At 63.5% G+C, this 12,820-nt stretch carries 8 protein-coding genes; 3 read left to right on the forward strand and 5 right to left on the reverse strand.

The features are described from left to right. Positions 1-6 precede the first annotated feature (6 nt). The 5 genes from ACFSQT_RS36620 to ACFSQT_RS36640 form a co-directional block, all read right to left on the reverse strand. Positions 7-765 carry a hypothetical protein gene (locus ACFSQT_RS36620; protein ID WP_379026896.1) on the reverse strand — a complete coding sequence of 253 codons (759 nt, stop codon included), beginning with the start codon at positions 763-765 and terminating at the stop codon, positions 7-9. After that, positions 752-2,725, reverse strand: a complete 1,974-nt coding sequence (locus ACFSQT_RS36625; RefSeq protein WP_379026897.1) for a hypothetical protein — start codon at positions 2,723-2,725, stop codon at positions 752-754. Before ACFSQT_RS36625 ends, ACFSQT_RS36620 begins: the two co-directional genes overlap by 14 nt. After that, complete coding sequence (locus ACFSQT_RS36630) at positions 2,722-3,864, reverse strand: glycosyltransferase family 4 protein (protein WP_379026898.1); 1,143 nt, start codon at positions 3,862-3,864, stop codon at positions 2,722-2,724. Before ACFSQT_RS36630 ends, ACFSQT_RS36625 begins: the two co-directional genes overlap by 4 nt. Beyond that, entirely contained in the window at positions 3,852-4,670 is an 819-nt protein-coding gene (locus ACFSQT_RS36635) for a glycosyltransferase family 2 protein (protein WP_379026899.1), read from the reverse strand. Before ACFSQT_RS36635 ends, ACFSQT_RS36630 begins: the two co-directional genes overlap by 13 nt. Positions 4,671-5,126: 456 nt before the next feature. Continuing rightward, positions 5,127-6,710 carry a glucosamine inositolphosphorylceramide transferase family protein gene (locus ACFSQT_RS36640; RefSeq protein WP_379026900.1) on the reverse strand — a complete coding sequence of 528 codons (1,584 nt, stop codon included), beginning with the start codon at positions 6,708-6,710 and terminating at the stop codon, positions 5,127-5,129. 357 nt (positions 6,711-7,067) lie between these two features. On the opposite strand from ACFSQT_RS36640, the gene ACFSQT_RS36645 reads away from it, so the two are divergent. The 3 genes from ACFSQT_RS36645 (at position 7,068) to ACFSQT_RS36655 (ending at position 12,785) form a co-directional block, all read left to right on the forward strand. Beyond that, positions 7,068-8,324 carry a glycoside hydrolase 5 family protein gene (locus ACFSQT_RS36645; protein ID WP_379026901.1) on the forward strand — a complete coding sequence of 419 codons (1,257 nt, stop codon included), beginning with the start codon at positions 7,068-7,070 and terminating at the stop codon, positions 8,322-8,324. Further along, positions 8,321-9,325: a glycosyltransferase family 2 protein gene (locus ACFSQT_RS36650; protein WP_379026902.1), complete on the forward strand. Its 1,005-nt coding sequence runs from the start codon at positions 8,321-8,323 to the stop codon at positions 9,323-9,325. The genes ACFSQT_RS36645 and ACFSQT_RS36650 overlap by 4 nt, the downstream gene beginning before the upstream one ends. 1,147 nt (positions 9,326-10,472) lie before the next feature. Beyond that, complete coding sequence (locus ACFSQT_RS36655) at positions 10,473-12,785, forward strand: family 16 glycosylhydrolase (protein WP_379026903.1); 2,313 nt, start codon at positions 10,473-10,475, stop codon at positions 12,783-12,785. The last annotated feature ends 35 nt before the right edge of the window (positions 12,786-12,820 follow it).

The following is a 12,820-nucleotide window of genomic DNA, read 5'->3' on the forward strand; positions in this document are numbered from 1 at the left end:
CTCGTTTCAGATACGCGGCACCAGTGTCGAAACGCTGCGATAGAGCCGGTTGTCTTGCGGTCGATAGAGCCGCGCCTCGGCCGTCTGGCGAGTTGCCAAGGCGGGCACCGGGATTTCTCGTGCCCAGGTGTCGCCCGGCGCGACGGCGACGGATCGGAAAACGGCGAACGGTTGCCCATCAAGGGTGATTTCCACATCGAACCGCTGAGGTTGGGTCTCGGCGCTCCTGATGCCGACAGTGATCCGGCGGGACTCGCCACCGGCCGACGGCAACAACCAGAACTCGGTGTATTTGAATTCCCGGTGGACCGCTTCGTCCCTGACGGCCAGCGCATAGGCTCCGGTCGCCATAAGCACCGCCAGCATGAGCACGACTCCCTGCCAAAGCCGGACCCGCGCCGGAGCCGGCCAGGCTGGCAGATCGGGAGTGTCGCGGCGCACGGCGGCCACCAGTGCGGCGGCAGCTGTCACGGCCCAGAACCACAGCGCCCAGCCGAGCGGCGTAAGGAAGCCCGCGGCGTTCAGGGCAAAGCCCCCGGCGATGCCGGCGGCGAGGCTTGCTCCGACCGCATAGACGAGGTGTTGCGACGCGCAGGTGGTCCTGACGCCAATGGCCCGCAGCACCGTGTGGCCAGAGACGAGGAACACCATGGGCGCGCCCAGGGCAGTGCGGAGGAGCACGCTGTCGCTGACCGCTACGGCCGCCACCGCGGCCCCGGCCCACAGGCACGCGGCCAGAAGGTCCCGCTTGCTACGAATTTTCATGCAATCCCCTCACGTCATAGATGACGATCCAGCCGTTGTCGTAGATGCGGGCGACGCCCTTGACGTCATTGAACTTGAGCAGCGCCGCGCCCGAGAGCGGCGTTGTCCGCCGCGCTTGCCAAGGCTGAAAGTAAAAGCCGAGCACCGGCGGAGCCGTGGTCAGGCGCAGGTCAATCAGCAGGAAATCGATGTCGCTTCGCGCCAAGGCCCAAAACTCGTCAGGCCCCAATGTCTCGGCCTCGAATAGGCGCGCGGGATCGATGCCTTGGACTATGGCGACCCTGACGTCCTGCCGGCCATAGCCCGCAAGCAGAAGGCGGTTGATGCGGTCGGTGGTGAAGCGGTTGCCGGCACCGAGCCATTCCTTGGTCCAGCGTGCCGTTTCGATTCCCATCGGTTCGATCGACTCCTGATCCGCGGCCACCTTGTAGCGCCCATGGATCGGACTGAGCGAAGAGCTCATGACGCCGCCCAGGACGATGACCGTCAGAGCAACGGCCGGAGCGACGCGGCGCAACCTGCGTGGCGTGCGCCCCTCCCAGAAGTGGACGACGCTCACCGCGACGACCAGCCCGACGCCGATGAACACGAACGTTCCCATGCGGTTGCCGATTTCCCATCCGGCGCTGGTCAACCGGAAGCCCACCGAGACCGGAAACCCGAAGGCCAACAAGGTGAGGAGTATGATGCGGCTGTCGTGCCAGCGGCGTTTGAGAATGTCCTGGATCGGATGCCAACCGGACCGCGTGCCACCGGGCGCTGCCATGGCCAGCGACCGAAAGAATCCCGTTGCCAGTCCGAGTGCCACCAGGAGGAGCGCGAGCAAGGTGGTCAGCCGCATGTAGAGGGCCTTGTCCGGCACTCCGAGGTGCTCCAACCGCGGGGCGGGCCCCAGGATCTTCCTGAGCAATGCGTCGAAGCCGGACTCAATCACAGGGCCGAGATAGCCTGTGAGAGGGATGCCACGGGCCTGCACCCACAGCGACGGCAGGGCTATGGCGAGGATCGCCGCGAGGCCCACCGCGGTGCTGGTCTTGATCCGCAAGGGGTCGTGCCGGCGCCAAGCCTCGAGCGCCGCCAGCGCTCCGAAATAGATGGCAGCGAAGGCGGCCGAAAGGTGATGGGTGACCGCGAGGCTTGCCAACAGCAACGCAATCAGCCCGAGCGACTTCAACCTCGGTCGCCCGACGAGATCCTTGGACGCTGCTTCGACAGCGAAGGTCAGCACGCACAGCACGATGCCGAGGCTCTCGTAGGAGAACATCGAGTCGAACAGGAAAAAGGTTGGGCAGCCCATATAGGCCAGACAGGCGATGGCCGAGATACGCGGCGATCCGGCGATGCTTTCAAGGAACAGAAACAGGGCACCGATGAACGTGCCCTTGAGGATAATCAGCACGAGCGTCGCCGCCGCAAACAATGGCAGTCCGGTTAGATCGACGATCGCCGTCGCCAGGATTTCCAGAGCGGGATACGTTGGCCCGATCGGTAAAAGCGGGTTGGACAGGAACAACCGGCGGGCGGTGATGAGATCCTGGGCCGCGATCCAGTGCAAGACCTCGTCGTAGCCGCCGAAGCTCGTCGGGGAATAAACTATCTTGCAGTACAAGAGAGCTTCGGTAAGCAGAAACAGGAGGAACAGGCGCTCACCCCGGGCTGTTGTCGGCCAGGCGATGCGAAGGCTGGTCGGGACGATCAGGAGGACAACACCGGACCAAAAGAACAGCGGCGCCACGTCATAGTCCCGGCGCCCGGCCGCGTGCCCGGCCACGACCAGGAGTAGAGCCGCGGCGATCGTCAGGCACAGAACCGCGATCCATCCGCAGTTGGCGCGTTGCAGCGGGGCATCGGCGCTGCCGCGAAGGTCGGGACCGATAACGGCCGAGACGAACCCTATCCCGGCCCGCAGCGGGTTGATCCTGGCTCCCGCGGTGAAATGAGCCGACATCATCAGCCTCATGCCCCCTTCGCAGGAGGCCACGACATCACGCCGGGGGGCAACCGGACCACGGATCGGTTGCTCAGGACATCACGATAAACGTCGCTCAGTGCTTGCGCGCAGGCATCCCAGTCGGGCAACGCCAGATCCGGGACCTCCCGATGGGCCTGCAGTTCCCCGGCCATGGCGTCGGCCAGCTCTCGCGGACCGGCGTTGCACGCAATCGCCCGGCACAGGCCATTGGCAGCCAGTTCCCGCAGACCGGACGTGTCGCTGACCAGGACCGGACGGCGCAGCGACAGGGCTTCCATCACGGCGACCGGATGGGCTTCGTATTCGCTGAACAGTACGAATAGCGCGGCGCTCGCCAGGAGGTCCGCCATTTTCTGTCGCTCGGATCCGGGGATACCCGCAATTGTGACCCGCTTCTCGAGGCCGAGCGTCGCGACGAGGCGCCGCAATTCTCCTTCGTACGGGCCTGTCCCGACGATCCGCAGTCGCACGTCCGGTACCCGACGGATCAGTTCGGGCAACGCCGCGATCGCTCGGTGATGGCCCTTGTAGCGCTCCAGCCTGCCGCCCGAGACGATCAGGTGCGGATCGACCTTGACGCCGGGGCTCCGAGCCGGCATCGCGGCGCCGTTCGGGATGACGACAAACCGTTCCCGCGGCACGCCCATCCTCGCGCTGAAGAAGCTGGCTTCGAATTCGGAGACGCCGATCAGCCGCGCGGCCCGGGCCACCAGCGGCCGGAGCAGCGCGTGCTGCGTGCCGCGCACGGCGTTGCGCAGCCGGGAGGAATGCCCGCCGCTGTGGAAGGTCAGGATGAATGGCAGGTCCCCGCTGACGGCCGCGAGCATCCCGATCGGCGCCACGAAGGTGTTGTAGCCTTGGAAATGGATCAGATCCCAGGCCCCGCGCCGGATCGCGGTATAAATGCCGGGCGCGATATAGAGGTCCAGTTCCCTCGGCCAGGCCGGCACGCGCAACACGCGCATGCCGCGCACCTCCTCCTCAACAGGCAACTCCCCCGAGGGATCGGTGGTGAGCACGTCGACCGCGTGGCCACGCGCCATCAAGCGGGGACCGACTTCCTGGATGTGGGTTTCGATGCCGCCAATGAAGGGATAGCAGCGGGCGGCAACCATCAGGATCCGCATCGGGCCTGTCCACCGTCATCACCGGCTGTCGCGCTCTGCCTGTGCTGCTGGTGCATCCTCTCGCGCAGGATGGTTTTGAGGACGCGCCAGCCGTCCGGGATGGCACGCAGATGACTCTCACCGCTGATGCGCGGAGCCTCGAAACTCGCCACCTCGACGACATTGAGGTGGTTCTTCAAGGCCCGCACGTTGATGAGGGTCTCGATCTCGAACCCATCGCAATCGCAGTCAAGCGTGGCGACGTGCTTGGTCCAGAAGGCGATATATCCGTAGCATAGATCGGAGAACCAACCGCCATAGAGCAGTCGCACGAACAGGGTCAGCCCCTTGTTGCCGAACATCCGGAACAGCGACATGTCGTCGGTGCCGGCGCCCTGGATGAAGCGTGAACCCTTGACGAGATCCGCGCCGGCCATCAGCGCACTGACAAAGACGATCGCCTCCTCCGGGACCATGGAGCCGTCGGCGTCCAGCATGACGATGATGTCGCCTGTGGCGGCCCGGAATCCCGTTTGCAGTGCAGCGCCCTTGCCCCGCCGGGGCTCCATCACGACCTTCACATCCTCGCGCAGGCGACGCGCGACTGCGACCGTGTCATCGGTCGAACGACCATCCACGATAATGATTTCATGCGCCCATTTTGGAATGCGCGGCAGAAGCCAAGGGAGGTTCTCGGCTTCGTTGAGCGTCGGGACGATGAAGCTCACTCGGGGCAGAGCAAGCGATCGCTGCAGCGCGATATTGATCGGGTCGGGCGGCGATACGGCACCGACGGGGGCGAGAATGCTGGAGAGATGGGCATTCATGGCAGCACTTGGAGGTCGTATGATGGGACCCAGGGGGCAGGCCGAAAGAGCACCGCGTAGGGGCCGGCTGCAATGACCGCTACATCCACGGGTGTGCTTGATCCAACCATATGCGGACTCCCGGCCATAATGAAATGAAGATGAGATAAAAGAGGATTGGTGCGCCTGTGACCCCCTAAGCTTTGACAGTAGTGATTATGGTATGATTATACGAGCTTTACTGATGCAGACCTGAAATGGAAGGACGATAGATGGTTAGGAAAAGACAATATGTGATTAGCTCTTTTGGGGTATCCCTTCAGGTTATTTCCAGCCCATACCACCAGCGCGGATATCGCGGCAGCGGCACCGATCACCTTCAGCAGCTGTGTTGGCAGCGTTGCCAAAACCGTTAGACCCCTGGGGCCACCACGGCCGGCCCTTCGCGGGCGGGGTACCTTGCGCTCGACCGCCTTGCTACGGGTAGGTAACTCCGACGCGAGACCGGCCAGGAGAGGAGTTGCCCACTGGTCCCGGGACCTCACGAGGTGCCGAGAGCGGCGTGTCGGGTGCCAGCAGCCGATATGAGGTCGTGACCTCCCGCAACCCCCCGATATGCCCGAACAAGTCGATCGCCTCCAAGCCAGACCGGCGGTTGTAGGTGTGACACCCCAACGCTCCGGACCAAATGCGACCGACCGGGGTCTGGGCAAACTCCGACGCGCCGAGCGCATCGATCTGGCAGAACGTCACCGCGCCGCCATAGCCGCGCGCGCAGCCTTGCACCGGGCGTAGCGTGCGTCCGCCGTGTTGGATCACGGCGCCTGCGGGGCGGCTGAGCCTGGCATCGAGCAGGACGGGGTTGGCGGCATGGGGCGTCCAAGACCCGGTCAGGCTCTCGGCATGGTAGAGGCTGAGGACATCCCAGGACGTGGACCTCCACAGCCTTGGGCTGACGAAAAACCAGAAGCCGCCCTCATGGCAGAGCGGCGTGGTATCGTAGCCCTCGATGCCTTCGATGAGGCAGGCCTCCCGCCTCCACCGGTAGGGGAATTCCACTGCCCTGTAGAGGCTGACATTCCTGGCCGCCCCCGATTCGGGGATCATCCAGATCTGCCCATCCTGCTCGAACACGAACGGGTACGAGAGGTGATGCGGTTCCTCCACGACGATCCGGGGTGCGCCAGCGGTCCCGTCCCGGTTCACTGCCACGACCGCAATGCACCCCCGGTTCTTCGAGTAGAGATACTGTTCGACGAAGATGAAATCCTGCCCCCGGTGCCGGAACGGGAACGGGTCGGCAAGGTAGCCGTCGGTATTTCCGGTGAGCACCCGAAAGGTTGCTTCGCCTCTGTCGAGCAGGCTCGCCGATTCATCGAAGCGCCAGCCAATCCCCCACATCCTGCCGCCCCTCGCCAGGATGTCCAAGAACTTGATTGCCTTCGATGCCACCGTGCCGGTCGCCGTTGCAAGCGCCGAAAGCGCGCCAAACGAAGGCGCTGCCGTCCGTGGACCGGGGATACCGGGCGCGATTGAACCGGTTTCCTCGCACAGGGCTTTGACGACCAGCGCCACAGCGCAGGACAGGACGCTATCGAGACTCGCTGCGAACACCTCACGGTCTGCACTGGCCGGACGCGCCATCCACGGCTGCGACGGGCGCGCCGTGTCGTGCAGGTCGACGAGAAGGTCCTGATCATTCGCCAAGGCCGCCATGACTCCGATCTCGCCCGGCACGCCGTTGAAGAGCGGCGTCAGCACGCGCCGTCCCGACGGGAGCGGCTCCTCTCCGCTCAAATCGATCACCACGTCCACTTGTTCGGCCGGAGGCGGCGGCAGGGACCGCAGCGCCGCCTCGACGGGGTCGATGGCGCCCTTCCCGCGAATGCCATAGACTAGTCGTTCGAGTTCGAGCACCAGACGGCAGACCAACGGCAGCGGCCGGCGACCGGCCGCCAAGGCACAGGAGACTTCGTTGCCGGGCACTTCAGCAAGCGCTTCTGCCAGCCAGAGGTGCCACCGCAGCAGCCGGGACGGATCGAGACTCAGGCAAATGCGCATTGATGCTCTCGGATTTCAAAAGGACGCCAGCTCGCGGCTTCCACGAGAACCCCCTCAGGCAACCGCCTAACCTGGACTCCGCCGCGGGTCCCGCGAGCCAGGGGCGGCAGATGGAAAGCCGCAGCGCGCCCCGCGGCGCGAGGGTGGTTTCCACCTACCGCGGTTGCGGGGGCTCGCCATGTGGGGAGCCGAACACTTGACTGGGAGATGTCTGACAGCACGGGATCCCTACTCGAGCGACCGACCGTAATCGGCCCAGCACCACTATGCCCGATCGACGCCGGCCTGTGCGAGGCCAGAAGGGGTAGTCCTTCCGGGGCTCTTGCGCTGCGCCTCCGGCAAGGGTCACGTGGAGGGATGATTGTCGACTGGCAATGGGCGAAATACGGACTGCGCAAAGCGTGGCTGTGCGCGCTCATGCTCGCGTTCGTGTCCGTTCTGGCAATCGCGAGCACCGCGAACGATCCATCGGCAACGTCCTTCATCAAGACTTCCGGAACGAACTTCACGTTGGACGGCAGCCCGTTCTTCGTCACCGGCGTAAACAACCACTATCTGACCTACGGTTCGCGGGATGAGGTCACCCGCGTTCTCGATGACGCGGTGGCGATGGGCGCCAATGTGGTCCGCATCTTCCTCCAGCCGGTGATCGGGTCGGTCGACGGAAGCGTCGCTACGATCTGGGATTGGCGGCTTGAAGGCGATGCCAGCAATCTGGCGGCCAAGGGCACGTACCTGCTCTACTGGGATCCCAGTCAAAACAGGATGGCGATCAATGACGGCACCAACGGCATGCAGAAGGTTGATTTCCTCATCGCCGAGGCCGGCAAGCGGCACCTGAGGCTCATCGTCGCCGTCCTGGATTTCTGGGCCTACACGGGCGGCGCCCAGCAGATGCGGGCCTGGTATGGGAGCAGCGACGAGTCCACGTTTTTCTTCAACGACCCACGCACGAAGCGGGATTACCGGACTTGGGTCCGCCACGTCGTGCAGCGCGTCAACCCGCTCACCGGACTTGCCTACCGGGACGACCCGACCATCATGGCTTGGGAGCTGATGAACGAAGGCAATGCGCAGCCAGAGGCCTTGCGATTGGCCTGGACCGCCGAAATGTCGGCTTACGTCAAGTCCCTCGATCCCAATCACCTTGTCAGTTCAGGGAATGGTTCAGGGAATGCCAACATTCTCGTGAAGCTAGCCGATTTGACAATCCCGACTCTCGATTTCGGGACCTGGCACGGCTACCCGCTCTACTACAACCTCACGGTCCAGCAATTTAACGACATGATCCCCGAGTTCTGCCAGGTGGCAGCGCGCGCCAACAAGCCGGTCCTTCTGGAGGAATTCGGCTATGCCCGCTCTAATGGGAACTCCGCCGGTGCTTACGCCACATGGCTCGATACGCTTACCCGCGATCGCAAGTGCGCTGGCTGGATCGTGTGGCGGCTGGTGTCGCGGCAGGACAGCGGACGCTATCCCGTCGACGAACACGACCAGTTCGATATCCGCAATGACGGAAGCGTGATCTGGAACATCCTCAAAGCCGCGACGGCCTGGGCGGCGCAGACCCGCGACACCCGCCTGGCCTCAGAAATCGCCCTGGAAGCCCCATGACCGAAGCCTCTGTAGTGATCTGCGCGCACACTCTCGACCGCTGGGAGGAGTTGAAGCGTGCGGTCGGGTCCGTCCGCACCCAGACACTTGCCCCACGTGAAATCGTCGTGGTCGTGGACAACAACGAGGCCTTGCTGGAGCGCGCTGCGCGCGAGATTGCGGGCGTCACGGTCCTCGCCAATGCCAGGCAACCCGGCTTGTCGGGCGGGCGCATGACAGGAGCGGAACACAGCACGGCCCCGGTGATCGCCTTCATCGATGATGACGCCGTCGCTGACCCGCACTGGCTGGAGGCGCTGTTGGAGGCTTATCGGGATCCAGCCGTGTTGGGAGCCGGCGGCCCGGTTGAGCCGCTGTGGCAAGCGCCGCCGCCCTCCTGGTTTCCCGGCGAGTTCCACTGGGTTGTGGGCTGCACCTACGCCGGTATGCACGTGCGGGACGGGCGCATCCGCAACCCGATCGGGGCCAACATGTCGGTGCGCGCCGATGTACTGCGGCGTGCTGGTGGATTCGCGCCGGATCTCGGGCGCCGCAAGCTCGGATTCTCCGTCAGCGGCCGAGCAAGGATCGGCGGCAAGGCCGAGAGTTGCGAGGAGACGGAATTCTGCATCCGGGCCGCCGGCCTATACCCCGGGGGCTATTGGGCGTATCGGCCAGCTGCGCGTGTGCTCCACGCCGTGCCGATCCAGCGCACCACGTGGAAATACTTCGTCCACCGCTGCCTGGTCGAAGGCACCGCCAAGGCGGTGTTGACGGGTCTCGCAGGGTCCAAGGACGGCCTTGGAGCCGAATGGCGCTACGTCCAAGAGGTGCTGCCGCGCGCCGTGGCGAGCGACCTGAGAGCGGCCACGCGTGGCAAGGTCGGCGCCGCCCGGCGGGCCGGGGCGATCATGGCGGGCTTTGCCCTTACCGCGTTCGCCTACGCCACGACGCGCCTCGGCGGGGCCGCCGAAGCTTTGTCACAGCATTTGCTATCGCAGTTCCGCGCCTGGAGAGCATAGCCAGCGCCGATGCAGGCCTTGTAGGGGGAGCCCGGTTTGGCTGATACGGAACGCTCAGAGATGGCCTTGTTGACTGGCGGCGCCGGCTCCATCGAGAGCGTCGATCTGCAACTGCCAAGCGCATGCACCGTCACTCAGCACGCGCCCATCGCAGGTAACTCGTAAGAAAAATCTCGCCATTCCACGGCGAGGCTGACTGTTAGAATGTTGTCGCCGGTCGGGACAAGCGATGCCGCATTATCGTGTGTATGTTCTGGACGAACACGGCCAGTTTATGGGCGGGGTCAACCTTGCCTGCACAGACGACGATGAGGCGCAGGAGCACGCCAGGCGGTTGGCAAACGGCCACGAGGTGGAGCTCTGGCGACTGGTTGCGCGATTCAAAATTGACAATCCGCGGGGCCGTCCGAAGCGCCCTCGCGCCGTAGGGCCACTTTCCAGCCATTTCAACAAGCCGCATAAGGCGATCGTACTTCCGCCTTGGACTCGGTTGCACGTCTTGGCGCCGTTCAGATCTTGAAAAATATGAGGCGATGCAGGCACGTTGGGGTGCGGCTCTTCGATCACTTTCTATATTAGGAGGTGTTAATACGTTTTTAACCTAGCCTCATTCTCGCCTCAAACGGCGGTAAGGTCGCTTACGTTATGTGCATCACCCTCAGATGATCAGTTCATATTGGTGCAAGTACGGTGTGTGTGTGTGTAAATAAGTAAGGCAGCGGAAATGCCTGCGTTTGCTTAGGGGCGCAGGTGGAATGAAAACAAAAAAGACGCAATTAACTAAGGGTTTACTGTGCTTATACCATACGGCAAGCTCGGCGATACGCCCGCCGAAGAAGCTGCGCTCGACTTAAATCCAGCTGCGGCTCGAACCGTTGAACTCCTTCCCTCCGTCGACTACGACACCATTTATGGTTTCAAGGAGGAAGGCCCGACGAGCCTTCCCGTCGACAAAGCTCACCTGCGATGGCGAGTTCAACGTTAATTCCGCGCGGCAACAATGTCTGCGGCGAGGACTTCCAAATCCAAATCTCCGCTTTTTGAAATCCGTTCGCGGCGCCTAGCTGCGAGCACGTGACATGTCGCGCACCTTGGCGATGCGCGGCAGTGGAATTCCCTATTTTCAACGCCAAAGAAGGATCACGGAATGGCTCTTTCCACACCCACAGGCTTTGCTTCCAGCGACCTCGTATTTGAGGAAAACTTCTCCGGCACGGCGCTCGATAGCGACTGGCATAACTACATCACCAGCAATGCCGCCAACGGCTGGGCCTGGAATAGCAATGGATCAGGTGGGAGCGGGCCGGGCGGGGCGTATGATGCCGACTACGATATGCCGAGCCAAGTGTCCGTGAGCAACGGGCTGCTGGATCTCAACGCGATCAAACAGCCCGTCAGTGGTATGAACCAGGGAACCGCACAGACATTCCCGATCACGTCCGGCGCGGTCAGCAGCTATGGCAACTTCGAATTCAATGGCGGCTACCTTCAGATCAGCATGAAGGCGCCGAGCGGCGACGGCGCGTGGCCGGGCCTCTGGCTGATGCCTGGCAAAGGCGCAGGCACCAGCGGCGACAATTTCGAGATCGATATGCAGGAGGGTGGATACACCGGTTCGGGACCGGCTAACCAGGCGTTCTCCTACCACCTCCACACGCCGTCAGGGACGTTCGGCGGCGTGGTCGACAGCGGCATCGACCTCACGGCCGGATTCCATACCTACGGCATCAACTGGGACCCCGGTAAATCGATCACCTGGTATCTCGACGGGAAACAGATGGCACAAGTGACCAGCGCGCAGGTGCCGATCCCAAATGAACCGATGCAATTGATCATGAGCAATCAGGTCGCGAATTCCAACGCGGCCGGATGGCACACGGCTCTCGATAGCTCGACCCCATCGTCGATGCACATGCAGATCGATGGCGTTCAACTCTATCAGAAGGCGGGCAGCGGCGACACCGTCACGGGTGCCAACGTCTCTCCGTCGACGACGTCAACGATCCAGCCGGCAGTGACGCAGGTCGCCGCCTTGCCGGCAACGGGAATCGAGCATGCCGGCGATGCCATCACATTGACGCTCGGCTTTAACAAGGCCGTGACCGTCACGGGCACGCCCGCACTGTCGCTCAATGATGGCGGAACCGCCAGCTATGTCAGTGGCTCGGGTACGAACGCGCTCACCTTCCGCACCACGGTCGCGTCGACCAACACGAATACCTCGGCGCTCGCCATTACCGGGGTCAATCTTCCGAGCGGCGCGAGCATCAAGGATGCATCCGGTGTTGTGGCGAGCCTCTCGGGCGCGGTGAAGACGTTCTCCGGTCTCCAGATCGATCCGATCTTGCCGGCGGTGACGCAGGCCACAGCCTCTCCGGGAACCGGCACCGAGCACGTCGGAGATACGGTCACGCTGACGCTCGGCTTCAATGAGGCAGTGACGGTGTCGGGAACGCCGAAGCTATCACTCAACAATGGCGCGGCCGCTACCTATGCGGGCGGCTCCGGAACGGGCACGCTCACCTTCCGCACAACGGTCGCGTCGACCGACACCAGTACCTCGGCGCTCGCCATCACCGGGGTCAATCTGGCGAACGGTGCGAGCATCAAGGACGCGAGCGGTGTCGCTGCGAATCTTGCGGGCGCGGTGAAGACGTTCACCGGTCTCCAGGTCGCGACGTCATCGACAGCCCCAACAACCCCAACGACCCCAACGACCCCAACCTCCCCAACAACCTCCCCAACCACCCCGTCATCGATCGCGCCGGTCCTGACCATCGCGGATCCCACGCTCACGGTGAACGGGCTAGGCGGTACGATCGACCTCGGGGTCAAGGTGACAACGACCGACCTTAACGATGTCGTGACCGTGAACGTGACGGGCTTGCCGAAATACGAGACGATCACCGACAAACTCGATGGCAAGACGTTTAGCGGTAAGAACATCACCTTGACGGCCGCGCAGGTCGACAGCGGACTGACGCTGCAATCGAACTACAAGGGCGCGGCTCATCCGGTGGCGACACTCACGCTGACGGCAACGGCGAAGGACCCGGTCACCGGCGCCATCTCGACAGCTTCGCCGAAGACCATCGCCGTAACGGATCCTCGGCCTGCGACCACCACAACGTCGCCGCAGACGATCGCCCAGACGGATCCTGAGCTTGCTCCCGCTACGTCGCTAAGGTCCCTGGCAACCCAGGGCTTTGCGCTGCTGAACGAGCATAGGGACTTGGTCGCCGGCGCCGCCAGGACCTTGGCGCCGCAAAACACTGCCATGGCGGATCATCCGCTTGCGACCGGCACGGCCACAGCGTCTCTGGCAAGCCAGAGTTTTGCGCTGCTGAACCAGTATCTGGCTGGTCACTCCGGCCGGGTCGATGCCGGTCAGATCGTGGCGTCCTTGTCGAATGGAGCCAACTGGAATCAGGACTCGTACCTGACCAGACCGCAGCATTGATCGACGCCGCACCCAGGGGCTTCAGCGCCTGGGTG

The organism is Mesorhizobium calcicola (genome assembly GCF_042682105.1).
GTDB classification, from domain to species: Bacteria; Pseudomonadota; Alphaproteobacteria; order Rhizobiales; family Rhizobiaceae; genus Mesorhizobium; species Mesorhizobium calcicola.

Excerpts from the sequence above, each read along its gene's own strand:
- ACFSQT_RS36630 (WP_379026898.1), bottom strand. The coding sequence starts at position 3,864 with ATGCGGATCCTGATGGTTGCCGCCCGCTGCTATCCCTTCATTGGCGGC.
- ACFSQT_RS36650 (WP_379026902.1), top strand. The coding sequence starts at position 8,321 with ATGACCGAAGCCTCTGTAGTGATCTGCGCGCACACTCTCGACCGCTGG.
- ACFSQT_RS36640 (WP_379026900.1), bottom strand. The coding sequence starts at position 6,710 with ATGCGCATTTGCCTGAGTCTCGATCCGTCCCGGCTGCTGCGGTGGCAC.
- ACFSQT_RS36625 (WP_379026897.1), bottom strand. The coding sequence starts at position 2,725 with ATGAGGCTGATGATGTCGGCTCATTTCACCGCGGGAGCCAGGATCAAC.
- ACFSQT_RS36635 (WP_379026899.1), bottom strand. The coding sequence starts at position 4,670 with ATGAATGCCCATCTCTCCAGCATTCTCGCCCCCGTCGGTGCCGTATCG.
- ACFSQT_RS36655 (WP_379026903.1), top strand. The coding sequence starts at position 10,473 with ATGGCTCTTTCCACACCCACAGGCTTTGCTTCCAGCGACCTCGTATTT.
- ACFSQT_RS36620 (WP_379026896.1), bottom strand. The coding sequence starts at position 765 with ATGAAAATTCGTAGCAAGCGGGACCTTCTGGCCGCGTGCCTGTGGGCC.
- ACFSQT_RS36645 (WP_379026901.1), top strand. The coding sequence starts at position 7,068 with ATGATTGTCGACTGGCAATGGGCGAAATACGGACTGCGCAAAGCGTGG.